The sequence below is a fragment of the Streptomyces sp. YIM S03343 genome, assembly GCF_054729195.1.
The window spans coordinates 2,549,698-2,568,588 of the sequence record NZ_JBPUKX010000001.1; the positions used below are offsets into that span (position 1 = coordinate 2,549,698).

Sequence of the window (18,891 nt, forward strand, 5' to 3'; positions counted from 1 at the left end):
CGGGACCTCTCAACGACCGTTCTCCACGCCCGTGGATGACGACACATCACATGCCACATCACACGGAATGCGTGGTTTTCCAGCCGAGTTCACATGTGCTCACGCGAACATCCGGCACCTTACCGCCCACCGGTGTGCTGTGAAATCAGTAGGATCACGCGGCGGCCTGTGCCCGCCGGACAGGGGCGGCGGGCGGAATGCCCTGGGCCGGGCAAGGGAATGGTGAGCAGTGAGCCAGATTGTCGTCAAACGTCCTGCGCGGGTGCTGCCCAACGAGGTACCCACGGCGGAGGTCGTTCTCCAGCCTCCGCCCGAACTGCCGCGCGGGCATCAGGAGAGCGTGCTGATGCAGCTGCTGCCGACACTCGGCATGGGCGGCTCGGTCGTCTTCTTCTTCACGAACGGACAGCCGTTCATGAAGATCATGGGTTTTGTGATGATCGCGTCGACGGTGGCCATGTCGATCGCGATGATCGTCCGCTTCCGGCGCGGCTCCCAGGGACAGCTCGCGGACATGCGCCGCGACTATCTGAGTTATCTCTCACAGACGCGCAAGGCAGCCGTGAAGACGGCTACGGCGCAGCGCGACGCCCAGTACTACCTGCATCCCTCCCCGGAACAACTGTGGGCGCTGGTCGCCGAGGGCAGCCGGGTGTGGGAACGGCGGCCGGGGGACGAGGACTTCGCCCATGTGCGCATCGGCCTGGGCCCGCAGACACTGGCCACTCCGCTCGTCGCCCCCGAGACGGGGCCGGTGGAGCAGCTGGAGCCGCTGACCGCGGGCGCGATGCAGCGGTTCCTGGCCGCCCACGGCACGCTGGAGCACCTGCCGATGGCGGTCTCGCTGCGTGCCTTCTACCACGTGACCGTCAGCGGTGACCCCGCGCTGGTCCGCTCCACGGCCCGGGCGGTGGTCGGCTCACTCGCCTCGCTGCACTCCCCGGAGGACCTGGTGATCGCCGTCGCCGCGGGGCGAGAGGCGCTGCCCCACTGGGAGTGGGCGAAGTGGCTGCCGCACGTCCAGGCGTCCGGGGCGGTGGACGGCGCGGGCACCCGCCGTCTGATCGGCGCCGATCCGCGGGAGCTGGAGGACCTGCTGACGTCACGGTTGGCCGGCCGCCCGCGTTTCCACCCGGGCGCGGCGCCGCTGCCCGACGAACCGCACATCGTGGTCGTCCTGGACGACCTGTCCCTGCTGCCCGGCTCGGTGCTCGCCGCGCCGGAGGGCCTCCAGGGCGTCACGGTGGTCGAGGTGGTGCCGGGTGAGCTCACGGGCGCCTGGGACGACCTCTCCATCGTGGTACAGCCCGGCGCCCTGCGTCTGGAGTCGGGGCAGGGCATGGTCTACGAGGGCACGCCGGACGGACTGTCGTACGAGTCTGCCGAGGCGCTCGCCCGGCAGCTGGCGCCGCTGCGCGTGGCGTCGGGCGGGGACGACGACCAACCGCTGCTGGCGAACCTGGAATTCACGGATCTGCTGGGGCTCGGCGACGCCGCGGCCGTGGACACCAAGCGGACCTGGCGGCAGCGTGCGCTGGCCGAGCGTCTGAGGGTACCGATCGGTCTCGGTGAGGACGGCCGGCCGGTGATGCTGGACCTCAAGGAGGCCGCGCAGGAGGGCATGGGCCCGCACGGGCTGTGCGTGGGCGCGACCGGTTCCGGCAAGTCGGAGCTGCTGCGCACGCTGGTGCTCGGTCTCGCGGTCACGCATTCATCCGAAACGCTGAACTTCGTCCTCGCGGACTTCAAGGGCGGCGCCACCTTCGCGGGCATGGCACAGATGCCGCATGTCGCGGCCGTGATCACCAACCTGGCCGACGATCTGACGCTCGTCGACCGCATGGGCGACTCGATCCGCGGCGAGCTGAACCGCCGTCAGGAGATGCTGCGCGACGCCGGCAACTACGCGAACATCCACGACTACGAGAAGGCACGCGCGGCGGGCGCCCCGCTCCAGCCGGTCCCCTCGCTGGTCCTGGTGATCGACGAATTCAGCGAACTGCTCACCGCCAAGCCGGATTTCATCGAGATGTTCGTGCAGATCGGCCGTATCGGCCGTTCACTGGGCGTGCATCTGCTGCTGGCGTCGCAGCGGCTGGAGGAGGGGCGGCTGCGCGGTCTGGAGACGTATCTGTCGTACCGGATCGGTCTGCGTACCTTCTCCGCCGCCGAGTCGCGTGCCGCGCTGGGCGTCCCGGACGCCTATGAGCTGCCGAACGTGCCGGGTTCCGGGTTCCTGAAGTTCGGCACGGACGAGATGGTGCGCTTCAAAGCGGCGTATGTGTCCGGTGTCTACCGGACCGGCACGTCCCACGCTGCGCTGCCGGGCGGGCCGCTGCCGGTGGACCGGCGGCCGGTGCTGTTCACGGCGGCCGAGGTGCCGGTGAGCTACGCGGCCGTACCGCCGCAGCGCACGGACTCCGGCACGGACGAGGTCGACGACGCGCTCGCCGACACGGTCCTCGACGTGATCGTGCGCAGACTGGAGGCGCAGGGGCCAGCCGCGCACCAGGTGTGGCTGCCGCCCCTGGACAGCCCGCCGTCGCTGGACGGGCTGCTGCACGGCCTCACCGCCGTCCAGGGCCGCGGACTCACCCAGCCCGGCTACGAAGGCGCGGGACGGCTGGTCGTCCCGCTCGGCCTGGTGGACAAGCCGTACGAGCAGCGCCGTGACCCCCTGTGGGCCGACTTCTCGGGCGCGGCGGGCCATATGCAGATCATCGGCGGCCCGCAGTCCGGCAAGTCGACGCTGCTGCGCACGCTGATCTGCGCCTTCGCCCTGACCCACACCCCGCACGAGGTGCAGTTCTACGGCCTCGACTTCGGCGGTGGCGGCATGGCGGCCGTGGCCGGGCTGCCGCACGTCGGCGGCGTGGCCTCCCGTCTCGACCCGGAGCGGGTACGGCGTACGGTCGCCGAGGTGTACGGCGTGATGACGCGCCGCGAGGAGTACTTCCGCTCGGCGGGCATCGCGTCGATCGCGGACTACCGGGCCCGGCGGGCGCGCGGCGACATCTCCGTCGCCGACCAGCCGTGGGGCGATGTGTTCCTGGTCATCGACGGCTGGGGCAACTTCCGGACGGACTACGAGGGCTTGGAGGCCGCGGTCCTCGACATGGCCGCGCGGGGCCTCGGTTACGGCATCCATGTGATCATCACGGCGTCGCGCTCCATGGAGGTCCGCGCGAATCTCAAGGACCATCTGATGAACCGCCTGGAGCTGCGGCTCGGCGACACGATGGACTCCGAGATCGACCGGAAGGTCGCGGTGAACGTCCCGACGGGGGTGCCGGGCCGTGGTCTGTCACCGCAGAAGCTGCACTTCATGGCCGCGGTGCCGCGTATCGACGGCCTGACCTCCGACACGGACCTCGCCGACGCCACCGCGGCCCTGGCCACCGAGGTCGGCCGCCACTGGCAGGCCCCGGGCGCCCCGGAGGTACGGCTGCTGCCGCGCCAGCTGGAGGCGCTGGAACTGCCGTCCGGCGACCGCGAGCCGCAGCGGGGCGTGGCCTTCGCGCTCGACGAGGACAACCTGGAACCGGTCTTCGTGGACTTCGAGCAGGACCCGTTCTTCCTGATCTTCGGCGAGAGCGAGTCCGGCAAGTCCAATCTGCTGCGCCTGCTGATCAAGCAGCTCGCCCTGCGGTACGGGGGCGACGAGGTGAAGTTCTTCGTGGTCGACAACCGCCGGTCGCTGCTGGACATCACCCCGGCCTCGCATCTGGCCGAGTACATCCCGATGTCCAACCAGATGGACCATCACATGAACGCCCTGGCCGACCTGATGCAGCGCCGCACCCCGACGGCCGACGTCACCGCGCAGCAGCTGCGGGAGCGGAGCTGGTGGCGTGGGCCGCAGGTGTTCGTCGTCATCGACGACTACGACCTCGTCTCCACATCCAGCGGCAACCCCCTCAGCGACCTGACCGAGCTCCTCCCGTTCGCCCGCGACGTCGGCGTCCGCTTCATCATCGCCCGCTCCTCGGCGGGGGCCAGCCGGGCCTCGTACGAGCCGTTCCTTCAGCGCATGAAGGAGCTCGGCGCCCAGGGCCTGGTCCTGGCCGGCGACCCGAACGAGGGCGACATCCTGGGCGGGGTCCGGCCCCGGCCGATGCCGACCGGGCGGGGCGTGTTCGTTTCACGGAAGCGGGGGCGGCCGCTGGTGCAGACGGGGTTGGTGGATGTGGAGTACTGACGCCGATCAATACGGAATGTCTGCCATGTGCTCGCGATCCGGGCGGCCGGGTGTCGGCCGCCGGATCGGCCGTTTTCCGAGTGGTATCCAGTGTGGAGAGGGATCCGCAAACGTCGCGGTTCAGAAGACCGGAAAAGCGTACAGGGAGGCGCCGTTCCTGATGAAGACCCGGTTGCCGTCGGCCGCGATTCCGTAGCCCTGGTCGCCGGAATTGCCGAAGACTTTGGTGTCGTACGTATGGAAGGACCAGATCTCATCACCGCTGTTGATGTCGTCGGTGCTGACCCTGCCGGGCCCGTCCTCGAACATCCAGGCACCGCTGCCCTGGACGAGGACGGGGGCTTCGTCGTCGGCCAGCGACCATGACTTCCATGTCACCGTGCCGCCGACGAGTTCGACGCGCTGAGCGCTGCCTCCGGCGGACGCATAAACCGAGTCTGCGGTGAGCGTCGGGCGACCCCATTCGGCTGGCTTCTTGTACATGTCCTTGGCCTTGGCCGACCACAATTGTCTGCCGTCCGAGATAGTGCGTGCTGTGAGCGTCTTCCCATTGAGGTAGACGACACCGTCCCGAGCCTCCGCGACAAGCTGTCTCTCATTCGCCATGTCACGCAATGACCACACCTGACGACCGTCCTTCGTCCGCACGGCGAGGGCGTGACCGGTGGTCGTCGTGACCACAAGCACCCCCTGGTCGACGGCTCCCCGCGCGTAGAGGGTCGTGCGGAAGTTCGCGGGCATCTGTGCGGTCCAGCGAATCCTGGCGTCGGAGCGTCCCACACTGCGCAGCCGGTGGTCCTTCGTCACGACGAAGACCGCTTCAGCGTCCGCGGCCAGCAGATCCGCCGCGTCGGCATTCGCTGTCCATTTCGGCTCGCCGGTGGACGGGACGAAGGTGCGCAGCTTGCCGTCGGACTCGACGGCCACGACCAGACGATCGGAGAGCGAGAGGTATCGGGTCCCCGACAGCACGTCCGGTGCCGCCCAACGCCGCTTTCCGTCAACGACATTGAACGCCGCAATGCCACCGTCCGACGAACCCACGATGACGACGTCCCGGAGCGGCACGGGGGACGGAGAGTCGTCCGCCACCACGTCGTACGGCCCCCACAGGGCTTTCGGTGCCTCGCCGACAAGGTAGTCGCCGTCGTCGGCGGAGAGCAGGCGCGCCGTGGGAGTCTGCACGGCGACCGGGAGCGTGAACAGGTCCTTTTTCCTGCGTTCTGCCGCCGTTCCGTGCAGCAGCCACCAGCCTGCCGTACCGCCACCCGCGGCAAGCAGCGTGCCGCCGCCCGCGACTCCGGCAAGCAAGCGCCGCCTGCTGAGCGTGGTGTGTGTGCTCGTCGTCGGCAGGGGCGCGGTGAGAAGCCGTATGTGTCGCTCCCGCTCCCTGATCTCATCGCCCACAGGCCCGCGCCGCCACACATCACCACTTTTCCCGGGCACCGTGAACGCCCCGGCGATCTGCTCAGGCGTCGGCCGCGCTGCCACCTCCTTGGCCAGGCACGGGGCGATGAGCGCGTGCTGCGCGGGCGACAGGCCGTCCCAGCGCGGCTCTCCGTGGACGACCTCGTACTGTACGGCCGCCACGTGAGCGCCCTCGAACGCGCGGTGCCCGGTGGCGGCGTAGACGAGTACGGCACCCAGGGAGAACACGTCGGCGGCGGGAGTGACGCGCCGTCCGAGCACCTGCTCGGGGGCTCCGTACCCCGGGGTCACCGGGATCTGGCCGGTCGTGGTGAGCGTCAGTCCGTGTTCCGGGCGTGCGATGCCGAAGTCGATGACCCGGGGGCCGCCGGCAGTGAGCACGATGTTCGGCGGCTTGAGGTCGCGGTGGACGAAGCCCGCGGCGTGGATGTCCCGCAGGGTGCGCGCGATCGACGATGCCAGGGCGTTCACCCTCACCTCGTCGAACGGGCCGTGCGTGTCGACGATCTGGTCCAGCGTCGGCCCTGCCAGGAACTCGGTGGCGATCCACGGGCGCCCGCCCTCGGTCTGCGCGCCGAGCACGGCCGCCACGCCGGGGCTGCACACCGCCTGCGCGGCGAGCGCCTCGCGGACGAAGCGCTGTGCGAGACCCGAGTCGTGGGCGAGTTCCGGGCGGAGGACCTTCACCGCGGCGGCGCTCCCGGTGTTGTCCTGGCCGACGTACACCTTGCCCATGCCGCCTTCGCCCAGCACACCGAGCAGGCGGTACGGGCCGAGGCGGACCGGGTCGCCGGTGCCCAGGGGTTTCATACGCTGATCGCTTTCTCTGTCGTCATCGCAGCGGGAAGGCCGCGAGGAACTTGCCGCCCAGCGTGATGGTCGTCTTGGCCTTCTCATGCGCGATGAAACGGTCTCCAGTGGTCTTGTAGGAGCGGCTGGGCATGCGGGAGGAGAGATCGATCTCCCAGAGTTCCGAAGAACGCTTGCTGTAGGCGTAGTCGGTACCGATCACGGGTGCGGCGGTCAGGTCCGCCTTCGCGCCCTGCCCGCCCTTCTCCTGCCACTTCGGCTGTCCGGTCTGCGCATCGAACGTGACAAGGCCGAGGCCCTTTTCGACCACATACACGGTGCTGTCCTTGACGTTCGGGAGGCCGTAAGTACGGCCAGGCCGTTTCGACTCGGAGTCCCATGCGAGTGCGCCGTCGCTGAGCCTCAGTGCCTGCAATCGGCCGGCGCCGAGGTAGAGGTGCTGCTCGTCCGTGGCCAGGGGCCGACGCATGCGCTCCGGACTGACCCCGTCGAGCGCCCTTTGCCAGCGGACGGAGCCCGTGCGGGTGTCGCGTACGACGACATGAACCGAGCCGTCGTTCGCCTCTTGAAGGGCCACCAGTCGGTTGTCGACGATCCGGGCTGTGAGGAGATGCAACCGAGCGGTCCCCGAACGTCGTGCGGGCAGTGGCGTGGTCCAGAGCCTCCGTCCCTTCCTGATGTCGACGGCGCAGAGGGACCAGGACTGGGAGGCGAGGAAGCCGTCGTCGGAAGCGTCCCCCTCTCCAGCTACCAGATAGACGACGTCTTCCGCGGTGCACACGAGATGGTTCTCATAGATGGCCCCGTTGAAGTCCGTGAAGTGTGCGAAGGGTTCGCTCGCCTTGCCCGTGACAAGGTCGACGGACGTAAGGAGCAGCGGACCCTCAGCGCCGTCCGGCTGCACCAGTCTGACGAGACGCTGACCATCCGTCGTGACGTGCCAGCTCAGCAGCACCTGGTCGGAAGTCCACCTGACGTGGCCGGTCTTCGCCTCGACGCCTGCGAGACCAGAGTCCGCCATCACCGTGACGAGATCGTCGACGACAAGCGGCGTCGCCTTGATGAGCTCCATCGGGGGATTCCCGACCTGGATCTGCCATGTCGAGTCCAGCTTCTTCCTCGGCAGTTGGCTGTTGCTCGGCCCGGGGGCGGGCTGCGTCTGCCCCTCCGACCCGCCCCGCTCGTTCCAGGCCCACGCTGCCGCCCCGGCGGCAGCGGTCACGAGCGCGGCACCGCCCCCTGCCAGCAGCAGTCGGCGACGGGAGAGCTTGGCGGGAGAGGCCGTAGGCGTGTCCGCCTGCTGGGGCGGGGCGGGCAGCCGCTCCGGAGCGATATGCCAGACCTCGGTCGCTCGCCGCGCGATGTCCGCGAGCAGGGCGTCCGGTAGGTGATCGGCGAACTCGCCTGTGCCGTCGTGGAGTTGAGCTGCCAGGTGCGCCGTCGTCAGCCGCCGGAAGGGATTCTTGTCCAGGCACTGTGCCAGGACCGGGACCAGGGCCGCTGGTACGTCGCCCAGGTCCGGGTCGGCGTACCGGACCCGGTAGAGCAGGTCCGCAGCCTGTCCCTGGCCGAACGGGCCATGCCCGGTGGCCGCGAAGACGAGCACACCGGCGAGCGCGAACACGTCTCCGGCCGAGGTGTGTTCCTGGCCGCTCGCCTGCTCCGGTGACATGAACGCCGGTGTGCCGACAGCGGAGCCGGTGCTGGTGAGGCGGTCGTCGCCGATCGCGCGGGCGATGCCGAAGTCGATGACCTTCGGGCCGTACGCGGTGACCAGGACGTTCGACGGCTTGAGGTCGCGATGGACCACGTCGGAGCGGTGCAGTTGGTCGAGGGCCCCGCAGAGCGCCGCGCCGAGTGCGCGTACGGATGCTTCCGAAAGCGGGCCGCAGAGCTCGACGGCATTGTCGAGGGGCGGTCCCAGCACATACTCGGTGGCGAGCCAGGGGATCTGGGCACGTACATCCGCGTCCACGACGCCGGCGCCGTACCGATCGCCGACGACCCGGGCCGCATCGGCCTCCAGTTGGAAGCGAGCACGGGAGGTGGGGTCCGAGGCGATGCCGGCGTGCATCGTCTTGAGTGCGACGGTCCGGCCTCCGACGGAGCGGGCCAGGTAGACCGTGCCCATGCCGCCGCTGCCGAGGCGAGCGATCGGTCGGAACGGTCCGAACGCTTGGGGATCGTCGTGAGTGAGGGGGGAGGGCATGGGGTCGTCGTCAGCTCTGGTGATGGGTGGTGGACACCGGGTGCAGATGCGAGCGGACTGCGGCAGCGGGCCCGACGGCGAGGTCGACCGTCAGAACAGCCGCCGACTGATGAGCGAGAGCGGCAATCACACGGCCGGGCAGCCAGCCGGGGCCGAGCAGGGCGGCAGAACGGCCCGCGATCCCGCTGTCGATGCAGGCGCGTTCGTCCCGGTGGTTGGCCGATCGGTGCGGGGAACTCGGGGACGAACCCGTCAACTCTTCGATCAATTCACCCAATTGAGGGCGTTCCTCGGGCCCTCGTGACAGACACCGGCGGATGACGGTACGGAGTGCCGGCGGAAGCTCGTCCCGTTCCGGAGTCGTGTACCCGGTCGCGGCATATGCGAGCGTCGCGCCGAGTGCGTAGATATCACCGAGTGGACGCGGGTGCCCACCGGACGCCTGCTCCGGCGGAAGGCTGCCCGACTCGAGTCCCGGCAGACCCGAACGGGGAGTGCCGTCCGGGGCGGCAGCTCGCACTGCTCCGAAGCAGGTGAGACGTGGCCCATCCGCAGCGAGCAGGACGGCCGCCGGTGACACACCCCCATACGCCAGTCCCTGGCCATGCAGGATCGCCAGGGATTCGGCCAGGGCGACGCCGAGAGCGCGTACGGTCCGCTCGGGAAGCGGACCGCCGTGTACAGCAAGCGACGTCGGGAGCGGCAGGACGGGCAGATAGGGACGGGCGTGCCAGGCGGCGGGCTCCCCAGGCGCAGCGAAGGCCGCGACGGGCGACACGAACGGGCCCAGGAGGTAGCGCGAGGCTTCTGCCTCGGCAATGAAGCGCTGGGGGTCGGCGCCCGAAAGCGCGATGCCGAGCAGGACAGTATGCTCGCCGTCCGTGCTGCGCGCGATGTAGCGCCGCTCCGGCACCGGGATCCGGCTGCGGGCATCGTCGAGTGCTGTGATCAGCGTGTACGGGCCGATTCGCCTTGAGTTTGCGGCTCTGCGCGATCCTCCCCGCCCTCCATCGGCTCCAGCGCCTGTGGCATGTGCGTGCAACATTCCCGTCCTGTTTCTTCCCGTCGCAATGACCGGTGGCTCGACGGAGGTCAGGGCCACGGGCATGCCGCGGGGTGGGCACCTCCCGTGCGTGCCCACCCCCACGGCTCTTTGCCGATCGGCACTACATGTAGTAGCTGGCGGCCTTCTTGTCGCCGCCCAGGTAGTCGCCGCCGGCCTGGTGGACGACGCGGCCGATGGCGACCAGGGCCTCGTGGATGCCCCTGGCCTCGCGGTCCCAGAGAGCCTGCTGCTGGGTGTAGGCACTGTGGGCCTCGCCCTCCCACATGCCGGAGACGCTGTTGACCTTCTGCTTGATGGCCTCAAGGCTGGCCTCGAGCTGGCTTGCCTCGTTGGCCAGACGGGTGGCCGTCTCGTCGAGGCTGCCGTACGAGACTTCCAGCTCACCGCTGTTGTTGACGCCCATGTTCGCTCCGTTGTCCGTGAGGTGTCGATGAGTCCGGGTCGCTGCCGATGAGCAGCTGGATCAGTAGCTGGAGAGCGCCGAGTGCGATCCGCCGAGGTCCACGTCGATGCTCTGGACCTGGGCACGCACCTCGTCCTCGGTGCCGTCCTTGATCTTCCGGGTCTCGGTCATCGCCTCGATGAACTTGGCCAGGATGTTGCCGATCTTGACCATGCGCTCGTTGATCTCGGTCTGCTTGGCGTTGAACGCGCCGGCTCCGATGCCCTTCCAGTTGCCTTCGAGGCCGTCGATCGTGGCCTGGAGGCGCTTGAGCTGGCCCCTGATTCCCTCGAACCTGTCGAGGAGTTCCTTCTCAAGGGCGACGATGTCCTTGTCGCTTACCTTCTGACGTCCTGCCATTTTCCATGCCTTTCATTTGGGAACGGAGTGGGTGTACGAAAAGCCGCTCAAGCACTGCGGCGTGAGCGCAGCACAGCGAAACCTGCCCCGCCGACAGCCACAATTCCGGCGGCGGCTCCGAGACCCACCCACAGCGTGGTGTCACCGGAGTCGGAAGCTGATCCTGCCGCTGAAGTCTTACCGCTTGAAGTGGTTTTCGAGGCTTGTGACGACTCTGCTGCGGAAGCGGAGGGCGAGGCACCGGAGTCCGCGTCAGGGGAGACGGTCGGCGTCTTCCTGTTACTGATGGGATCGATGTCAGCGGGTCCCGGGTCACCCTTGCCCTTGAGGAGCACCTGCGCGGGGCGGATCGTGCCGTACCCGAGGTAGACGCTCGGGGCGTTCTTCGGCCAGTCCCGACCTGCGGTGTCGATCATCACACGAAGGACCTGGTTGGCGGTCCAGTCGGGGTGGGCGGCCCAGATGAGGGCGGCGGAACCGGAGGCGATGGCGGCGGCTTGGCTGGTACCCGCGGCCTTGTCGCAGTACGACGTGAAAGTGCTGTCGCACCACACCGGCACATCAACGCCGGGTGAGGCCAGGTCCACGTAGTCGCCGTGCTCCGAAAACTTGGCCACGTTGCCGTTCTCGTCAGTCGCCGCGATTCCGACCACGCCCGGGTACTGGGCCGGATAGTCGATGTCGTTCACGTCTTGGGCGCCGTTACCCACGCTGGCGATAATCAACTTGCCCTTGCTTCGGGCATATTGTACGGCTTCAATTCCCCCATTGACGTTGACATCTGTTCCGGCGGAAATATTGATAATCGCCGCATTGGAGTCGGCGGCAGCGTGAATGGCCTTGGCCAGAAGATTTCCCTTTGTCAGCACCTCCTTGCCATAGGGGGTGCGAATTGGGAGAATCTTGGTTGCGGGAGCAATCCCCTTGATACCGCCGGACTTACCGGTCCCCGCGATCAGTTCGGCCATGGAGGTGCCGTGGCCATCGGAGTCCTCGGTAGCGCCGCCCGCCTTCCCCGTGACGTCAACGCCTGGGAGTATTACCTGGCCCTTCAGCGAATCGGTGTCCGCGTTCACTCCCGTGTCGATTACTGCGACCGTTATGCCCTTGCCTGTACTGACATTCCACAGGTCCTGAGCTTTCATCGCATCCAAGTACCACTGTCTCGACTGGGTTTCGTCGGCAACGGCGGCAGGGCCCAGCCCCGCGAACGTCATGGCCAAGGCACCGAGCACCCCACCCAGGATGGTCACACGTCTCCGGGGACGCCTCGCCACCAGCATGGCTGGCATGGGGCGGCGTACGCCAGTCCCTGACTTCATGCTTGTGTCGTCCTCGCTCGTCTCGGTCAGTCGGTCGCCGACGGCGCATCACCGCGCCGCGCGTCATCACGCGAGCGCTTCTTGTCCTTGGCAGAGTGCTGTTGGCGTCGCGCCTCCCGGTCAGCGGCACCATCAGGGCCACGGCGCCCCACAGAGCCTCGTGTCAGCCCCGACCTTGCGGACGCGGCTTCGTCACCCCTCGCGTCGGCCCGAGCCGTGGGTGCGCCGACCACGCCCTCCGTGTTGCTCAAGGCGCGGCGCGGAGGCTGCCCCTGCCTTGCGCCCAGAGCCGGGGTCTTCTGGCCGATGACCCCACGCTGGCCTGGCCTTTCACCCACCGGACGAGTGCTGGGTGAGCCCTCGCCACCGATGACGGTACCCCGCGGAACCCTTGCACCGGTGGCGCTCTGGCCGACCTCAGGGGCGGGTTTGCCGCCGACCACGCCACCCGTGCGAGCAGCGCCCGTGGGACCAGGGCCGGTCCGCGCCGTCGGCCGACCGGACACGCCGCCCTCACGCCCGATCGGCATAGCGGTACGTGGACCAGTGCCCGCCGTCTTGGGCATACCGCCGGTGACGCCTCGTCCGACGGGCGACCTGCCTGTCGCCGAGGCGGGCCCACGGACACCCTCCTGGCCGACCGCCGAAGCACGGCCCAACGGTCCCATGGGCCCCCGTGTTCCCCGGCCTCCAGCAGTGGCGCCTTCCTCCGGGGTGATGGAGCGTCCCTGAGCCGAGACAGGGCCCTTGCCGCCTGTTGCTCCGCCGAGTCCGACGGAACGCCCGACCAGCCGACCAAAGGAAGGAGGTAACGTGCCGGTCTCCATGGGAGGGAGCGTCCCTGCGGAGGGTCCCTTGGGCCCCGTCGGGGTGGAAGCAGGAGCCGCAGGCAGCGGTTGCGCAGCGTGCGGTGGAAGCGTGTCGACGCTGTTGATCTCCGTACCGACCGTGGGGAGAGTCGGGTCGTGCGGCGCGGCATGCGTGTCCGCAGGCGGAGGTCCAGAGGAGGGAAGAGTGCTCGCGGGATCTCCGTGGGACACGTCGACGTGCTTGGTGTCACTCGTGACTGCTCGATGGCTGGGACGTGAGGTCACACCGGGGGTGCCTGTACTGGCTTCGCTGGGGGTCAGGCTGTAACCGGGGCCTGGCACCCCCGCTTGCGGCATCGACTTGAACGCCGGCGGCTGAAGCTTCGACAGTTCTCCCCTGGAAACCGAGTAGAACGACGCCAGGCGATTCATCTGATTGATCGCCTCTTGCCGATCATGCTCAACCCGGACGGCCTCGTCGTACGCCCTGTTGCCCTCGACCTGCTTGGCTTGCGGGAGTTCCGTCGGCTTCTTCTGGTCGGCGAGGGGGCGGGTGTCCATGCGCGGCATGGAGCTACGGACGGATGCGAGCCCCGTGGCGGCAGCCGCGATCTGCACCTTGGCCTTGTCGGCGAACTCGGCCAATCCTTGAGTGTGCGTGACGAGGTTGTCACCCCACTCCTGGAAAGCCGTGCCGGCTTGGCCCTTCCAGTCCTCGCCCGCGTACTTGAGGTGCCGCTGTAGGGCCGTGGCTGCATCGCTGATCGCCTTGCTCGCCTTCCCCAAGGCTTCACTGGCATGTTCCAGATCAGCGGGGTTCGAGCTGTGAACCACATCGATCATGGTGTTCAGTCGGTGGTTCTCGAAGTCCGTCGTGCCGAAGACGGGCGTACCGGCGTGACCGAACAAGCCGCCAGCCAACTCCGACACAGTGCTGGTCGCGTTGATGACTCCGACTTGGAGGTCGACCTGCTGCTGGTCGGTCAGCCTCGGCTTCTTGTCGCCCCCGCTCACTAGTTGTACCCCTTCTCAGTACCGCTCGTGTTGCTCTGCTCCCGCCGGGCTTCACCGGACTTCTTCCGCTGGGCTTCCTTGTACTGGCGGCCGACCTCCATCTGGATCTCATGGAAACGACGCCGCTGATCCTCGTCGAGGTTGGTGAACTTGTGCGCCGCGCCCTGCGTGGCGATCCCGATGCCCTCGAGTTGCATCCCAAGCAGCTTGGAGAGTCGTGTGAGCTCGCTGTGCACCCACTCACACTGATCGAACAGGTCGTCAGCCTCGTGAAAATCGATGCCGTGCCCGCTGAGTGATGCCCTGGGGATGCGAAGCGCGGCCACCTCGGAGGGGCTCCCGGGCGACCCCTCGAAGTCCTCCAGCAACTTGTCGATGCGCTGCTTGAACGACAGCAGCGTCTCCGCGTTGGCCTTCAGGCCCGTCACCATGTCCGCAGGAAGCACGATGCTCCCCTCCCCGTTCGTGTCGCTCGCTCTGAGCCTCACACCTCAAGCGTTCATTTGCGCAACGAGATCACTGTAGTCACTTCCTCCGACAGCCCCAACCGCCTTACGCAACAGCTGTGCCACAGCCCGGCCAACTGCACTACATCCGCACAACGTTGTGCCTCAAGCACCGTCACTGCCGCAATGCAAGGCTACGGGTGCAGGAGTCGGCAGACCTGAGTACGGGTACTCATGTGCTTTCATGAATTATCAAGACGCCGCGCACCAGGCCCATCGGCCGCCCGGACTCGCCGACGGCCTTGATCACTTCGCCCCAGTCGACGACGGAGGGGGAGCCGCCGTCCTTGGGCACGACTGCGGGGGCCGCGAGCATCGGCTTGCTCGGACAGCCGGGCTGAGGCACGGGCTGACAGCCGGGACGGCTCAACATGCACACAACGGACCTGACTCGCCCTTTACCTGACGGGGACGGGGTTCGCTCATGGCATGGGACGAGTGGGAACAGCTGAAGGCACGGGCAGCCGAGCGGCAGTCCACACAGATGCAGTTGAACCATGTCGACGACGGCGGCGGGACCTACGGACCGTACGTCGTGCCGAGCAAGACAGGTGACCTCAAGGTCGGTCACGCGGATCTCGTCAAGATCGGTACGGCGGCCCATCACCTGTACGACCAGTTGTGGGACAAGGCCCGTGTCGCCGTTCCCACCAGCGACGCCGCGGCCGGCGACCTGTCGAAGCGGGGCTTCTCCCTCGGGGCTGGGCTCCAGCATGTGTCGAACCGGTGGGAGGAGCAGCTCAAGTCGCTGATGGACGCGTGCGCGCAGATCTCGAACCACATGCAGGTGACCAAGGCCCTGCACGCCAACGATGAAGCCTTCATCCAGCGCCAGATGAGCAGCATCGACGCGCTCGACGCGGGTTTCGACGAACGGGTCGGAGCCCCCGGCGAAAAGAACCCCGTCTACGAGAACAAGGGCGACAAGAAGAAGGATTAAGAGGCACACGTGAAACGGCCCCCGAAACTCGCTACTTGCCACCTCCTGGGACGATGACCGATGAATCTCAACTCTCTGCTCCACGCCAACTTCAGTCTGCTCGACGACGCCGTCACCGACTGGTCGACGCTCGTGAAACACCTTGAGGACTTGAAGAGGGACGCCGAGGACGATCTGCACTAGGCCGCCAACGCGGCCAACTGGGCCGGTGTGAACGCACAGGTGTCCAAGGAGTTCATTGGCAGGATGGCCAGCGAGTTCACCGACGCCCAGGCGCAGGCCAAGTCGATCCACAACATCCTGAGTGACACGCGGGACTCAGCAGCTCAAGGAAGCAGTCGACCGCGCCAACGAGAAGCATCTCACCGTTGTGGACACCGGTTCCGGTTCCTTCACGGTCACGGGCAACACCCGCCCCGACTGGTCCTCCGACCCGAGCGGCAGCCAGAGCGCCATCAGTCAGACGGACGTCGACGACGCCCGCAACGAGATCAAGGGGATCCTCAGCAAGGCGACCGAGAGCGACAGCTCGGCCAAGACGGTCCTCATGGCGATCGCCGACCAGAGCGCTCTGGGCTTCTCCGATGTCAGCTACAAGGACCGCGACGCCGCGGCAGACGCTGTCAAGGAGGCCGACGAGCTGGCCCGGCTGGCGAAGAAGAAGCCGGAAGATCTGACGGTCGAGGAGTTCGACCGGCTCAACGCAGGACTGAAGAAGTACCACGACGACCCGCTGTTCTCCGAACGCTTCGCAACGGATCTCGGCCCTGAGGAGACGCTGTCGTTCTGGGCCGACATCAGCGACCCCCCGGTCACACCGCAGCTCACGCGGGAACGGCGCTTCAAGTATCTGTTCGAAGACCGCCACTGGCCCCATGAGAGCAACAGCGACTTCAGCTCCGGCGAAAGCGTCGACGGGCGCAACAACCTGGCCCTTGCCCTGGAAGCAGCCACCACCGGGCATGCGGCCGGTGAGCTGCCCACTGCGGACACGCCCGCTCACACGGCAGCGCAGGCCGGGCTGATGAGGGAGCTCGTCAACTCCGTCTCCGAGGACCCGAACCGCCTCAAGGACCATGACTGCATGGCGGACAGCATCGGTCAGATCGGCTCCGAGTATCTGCCCGACATCCACCGGGCCATGGCCGATGGGCCGACAGTCAAGGACGGCACCTCCGGATGGAACCTGCTGTATCCGCTCGCCGGTGAGGACGCCAAGCTCGACCACAACGCCGTCACACGATTTCTCGTCACCGCCGGCCAGAACCCGGAGGGTTACAGCGCGCTGAGCGTCGGCGAGAAGGCGTACACGGCCAGCCTGATGGACTATCACCTGAACCCGGATCTTCCCGCGGACCAGCGCTATCCGCACGACGCTCAGGAGACCATCACGAGCCTGTCACGCAAGTCAGGCGAATTCAGCGGACTACTGGCCCAGGGGCGGCAGGAGGCGGTGCTCGGTCCGGCCGCCGAGAAGGACAGCGACTTCGACTACGCGGTCAGTCAGAAGAAGAACGTGATCTCGGGAATCGTCGGCACGGGAGTGGGTATCGGCACGAGTTTCATCGCGAGTCCCGTGGTCGGCGCCGGCGTGGGCGGTGCCGCGGGCACGGTCACCTCGGTCGTACTGGAAGGTTTCTTCAAGGACGAGTCCGGTGCGTACCGCTCGGAGGCCGGTCACGACATCGCGACCCGGTGGGAGACCATCAAGGACAGCACCACCAACATCAACTACACGGCTGCCCATGAAGCCGCCAAGGCTCACCGCGCCAGCTACGACAGCAAGATCGACACTTGGGTGAGCGAAGGAACGGCCACCGGCTTCAACGACGCCACCACGGACATTCACGCCATGGCCAAGGACCTGGACACGGAGATCCCCGACTGATCCCACGTCCACAGACCGATCCATGACGGCCCGTACGGCACAACCGACGTTACTGGAAGGCGAAATGCAGGGATTCTCACGCGGCACACGCGGCGACGCCGTTGTCGTTCTCGGAGCGGCCGTTCTGCTCGGCTTGCTGACTTCCTGCTCCTCATCGTCGTCCTCGCGCGAGTACGCCGTACCGAAGGACCTGTGCGGTACGAAGATCTCCAGCTCCCTGCTGGAGCCGCTGCTGCCGCCCGGCAAGAAGATCAGCGCCCAGCCGACGTCCGCCGTCGGCGTCGAGCGCTGCCGCCTCGTGGTCGACGGCGACATGGCCTTCTCGAGCAGCGTGGAGCAGCGAGGCACCAGGGTCTCGGCACGGGACATGGCCGAGTCCGCCTACGGGGTCGCCCCCGGCGACGCGAGCGCGAACGGCGGTCGCTTCATCTACTCCGTGACGGGAGCCGTCGGCCTGGTCGAGTGCCCGGATCACGCGTCGGCGGACCACTCCGTGTGGGTTACCGCGCGTACCACGCGCGCCTCCGAGGCTTCGGACATGCGGAAGTTCATCGAACAGTACGCCGCCGCCGTGGCCGAGACGGACGCTTGCCGGGAGTCGTAGGGCACGCGGATCCGAGAGATGCGTGTGCACGCGATGACCGATTCGTCATCCCTTGCCCTCGAACCGCAGCCGCCGCCTCCGCGCGTCCCGCAGCGCCACTGCTCCCCCGCTGAGCGCGGCCACCATGACCGCCGCGCCGATGGCCACGTAGGTGGCCAGGCGGGCGTTGCGTTCCTCGGGGGTTTCGCCCAGGTGGAGTTCGGCGGCCTGGGGGGCCTCCGCCTTGCTCAGGCCCTCGTGGGGGCTGGGTGTCTCGATCGCGTGATCGTCCTCCGTCAGGGCGCGGACCGGGTCGACCACGCCCCAGCCGACCAGGCGGTCGTGGTCGGCGATCGAGCGTTCCGCGGTCTGCTCGATCTGGGCGACGACCTCGCGGGCCGTCCAGTCGGGGTGCTTGGCCTTGATCAGCGCGGCCACACCGGCCACGTAGGGTGCGGAGAAGCTGGTGCCGTTGTCCGAGCAGTGGCCGCCCTTGGGGACGGTTGAGATCATGTCGACGCCGGGAGCCGCCACGCCGACGAAGTCACCGGACTGGGAGAACGACGCCCGTTCGTTGTTGCGGTCGGAGGCGGCCACGGCCAGGACACCGTCGTAGGACGCGGGGTAGGTCGGCTTGACGTTGCCGCCCAGGCCGCCGTTCCCCGCAGAGGCCACGACGACGATCTTCTGGGCCAATGCCTCGTCGACCGCCTTGTGCAGGTCCTCCGGCGGTTCCACAGCGTTCGAGGTGTCCTGGGAGATGTTGATGACCTGGGCCTTCATCCGGACGGCGTAGCGGATGGCCTCGGCCAGCTTCAGTGCGGTGCCGTCGCCCTCCGCGTCGTTCTGCTTGATCGGGATGATCGTGGCCTCGGGTGCCAGGCCCGCGAAACCGGTGCCCTTCATGGGGCGCGCGGCGATGATCCCCGCCACGCGTGTGCCGTGACCCACCGTGTCCGTGGTCCCGTCGGACCTGCCCCGATCGATCTTCTCGCCCTTGCTGTTTTTGGCAGGCAGGAAGTTGGCCCCCAGCTTCGCGTCCACCGCCTGGGTGAGCTGCGGGTTCACGGTGTCGACGCCCGTGTCGATCACGGCCACCTTCACGTCCTTGCCCTTCGACTGGTCCCACAGTTCGTCCAGCAGCACACGCTGGAGGGCCCAAGGGGTGCCCGTGTACTTGTGGTTCGACGTCGAGAACGTGCAGGTGTCGTCGCTCGTCGAGTCCGCCGCCGCGGAGGGTGCGAGGGCGATCGTGGAGGCCGTCAGCAGCGTCGCTGCCATCGTGGTGCGGATCGCGGTACGGGAGTACGGCATCG

At 67.8% G+C, this 18,891-nt stretch carries 13 protein-coding genes and 1 pseudogene; 4 read left to right on the plus strand and 10 right to left on the minus strand.

Features of this window, described 5'->3' with window-relative positions:
• Positions 1-229 precede the first annotated feature (229 nt).
• Entirely contained in the window at positions 230-4,198 is a 3,969-nt protein-coding gene (eccCa, locus tag ACSYGN_RS10805) for a type VII secretion protein EccCa (protein WP_460394289.1), read from the plus strand.
• A 120-nt stretch (positions 4,199-4,318) separates the two neighbouring features.
• Here the strand turns inward: eccCa and ACSYGN_RS10810 are convergent, their stop codons facing one another.
• From ACSYGN_RS10810 to ACSYGN_RS10850, 9 genes are all read right to left on the minus strand, one after another.
• Entirely contained in the window at positions 4,319-6,436 is a 2,118-nt protein-coding gene (locus ACSYGN_RS10810) for a protein kinase domain-containing protein (RefSeq protein WP_460394291.1), read from the minus strand.
• Positions 6,437-6,458: 22 nt separating this feature from the next.
• Positions 6,459-8,645, minus strand: coding sequence for a protein kinase domain-containing protein (locus tag ACSYGN_RS10815; protein WP_460394293.1), 2,187 nt, complete (start codon positions 8,643-8,645; stop codon positions 6,459-6,461).
• Positions 8,646-8,655: 10 nt separating this feature from the next.
• Entirely contained in the window at positions 8,656-9,690 is a 1,035-nt protein-coding gene (locus ACSYGN_RS10820) for a protein kinase family protein (protein WP_460394295.1), read from the minus strand.
• 121 nt (positions 9,691-9,811) lie between these two features.
• On the minus strand, positions 9,812-10,114 hold the full coding sequence (locus ACSYGN_RS10825) for a WXG100 family type VII secretion target (protein ID WP_460394297.1): 303 nt from the start codon (positions 10,112-10,114) through the stop codon (positions 9,812-9,814).
• 60 nt (positions 10,115-10,174) lie between these two features.
• Positions 10,175-10,513 (minus strand): WXG100 family type VII secretion target, encoded by a 339-nt coding sequence (locus tag ACSYGN_RS10830; protein WP_460394299.1) that lies wholly within the window; start codon positions 10,511-10,513, stop codon positions 10,175-10,177.
• 47 nt (positions 10,514-10,560) lie between these two features.
• Entirely contained in the window at positions 10,561-11,766 is a 1,206-nt protein-coding gene (locus ACSYGN_RS10835; protein ID WP_460394301.1) for a S8 family serine peptidase, read from the minus strand.
• Between the two features lie 95 nt (positions 11,767-11,861).
• Positions 11,862-13,658, minus strand: a complete 1,797-nt coding sequence (locus ACSYGN_RS10840) for a WXG100 family type VII secretion target (protein WP_460394303.1) — start codon at positions 13,656-13,658, stop codon at positions 11,862-11,864.
• Complete coding sequence (locus ACSYGN_RS10845) at positions 13,658-14,104, minus strand: hypothetical protein (protein ID WP_460394305.1); 447 nt, start codon at positions 14,102-14,104, stop codon at positions 13,658-13,660. Before ACSYGN_RS10845 ends, ACSYGN_RS10840 begins: the two co-directional genes overlap by 1 nt.
• Positions 14,105-14,336: 232 nt before the next feature.
• Positions 14,337-14,537: a hypothetical protein gene (locus tag ACSYGN_RS10850; protein ID WP_460394307.1), complete on the minus strand. Its 201-nt coding sequence runs from the start codon at positions 14,535-14,537 to the stop codon at positions 14,337-14,339.
• Positions 14,538-14,588: 51 nt separating this feature from the next.
• Here ACSYGN_RS10850 and ACSYGN_RS10855 point away from each other — a divergent pair, with 51 nt between their 5' ends.
• The 3 genes and pseudogenes from ACSYGN_RS10855 (at position 14,589) to ACSYGN_RS10865 (ending at position 17,596) form a co-directional block, all read left to right on the plus strand.
• Positions 14,589-15,104, plus strand: coding sequence for a hypothetical protein (locus ACSYGN_RS10855; protein WP_460394309.1), 516 nt, complete (start codon positions 14,589-14,591; stop codon positions 15,102-15,104).
• Between the two features lie 60 nt (positions 15,105-15,164).
• Positions 15,165-16,359: pseudogene (locus ACSYGN_RS10860) on the plus strand (hypothetical protein); the annotation flags it as partial.
• Positions 16,360-17,056: 697 nt separating this feature from the next.
• Entirely contained in the window at positions 17,057-17,596 is a 540-nt protein-coding gene (locus ACSYGN_RS10865; RefSeq protein WP_460394311.1) for a hypothetical protein, read from the plus strand.
• 45 nt (positions 17,597-17,641) lie between these two features.
• Here the strand turns inward: ACSYGN_RS10865 and mycP are convergent, their stop codons facing one another.
• Positions 17,642-18,889 (minus strand): type VII secretion-associated serine protease mycosin, encoded by a 1,248-nt coding sequence (mycP, locus tag ACSYGN_RS10870; protein WP_460394313.1) that lies wholly within the window; start codon positions 18,887-18,889, stop codon positions 17,642-17,644.
• Positions 18,890-18,891: the final 2 nt, after the last annotated feature.

Excerpts from the sequence above, each read along its gene's own strand:
- ACSYGN_RS10810 (WP_460394291.1), bottom strand. The coding sequence starts at position 6,436 with ATGAAACCCCTGGGCACCGGCGACCCGGTCCGCCTCGGCCCGTACCGC.
- ACSYGN_RS10815 (WP_460394293.1), bottom strand. The coding sequence starts at position 8,645 with ATGCCCTCCCCCCTCACTCACGACGATCCCCAAGCGTTCGGACCGTTC.
- ACSYGN_RS10820 (WP_460394295.1), bottom strand. The coding sequence starts at position 9,690 with ATGTTGCACGCACATGCCACAGGCGCTGGAGCCGATGGAGGGCGGGGA.
- ACSYGN_RS10825 (WP_460394297.1), bottom strand. The coding sequence starts at position 10,114 with ATGGGCGTCAACAACAGCGGTGAGCTGGAAGTCTCGTACGGCAGCCTC.
- ACSYGN_RS10830 (WP_460394299.1), bottom strand. The coding sequence starts at position 10,513 with ATGGCAGGACGTCAGAAGGTAAGCGACAAGGACATCGTCGCCCTTGAG.
- ACSYGN_RS10850 (WP_460394307.1), bottom strand. The coding sequence starts at position 14,537 with ATGTTGAGCCGTCCCGGCTGTCAGCCCGTGCCTCAGCCCGGCTGTCCG.
- ACSYGN_RS10855 (WP_460394309.1), top strand. The coding sequence starts at position 14,589 with ATGGCATGGGACGAGTGGGAACAGCTGAAGGCACGGGCAGCCGAGCGG.
- ACSYGN_RS10865 (WP_460394311.1), top strand. The coding sequence starts at position 17,057 with ATGCAGGGATTCTCACGCGGCACACGCGGCGACGCCGTTGTCGTTCTC.
- mycP (WP_460394313.1), bottom strand. The coding sequence starts at position 18,889 with ATGCCGTACTCCCGTACCGCGATCCGCACCACGATGGCAGCGACGCTG.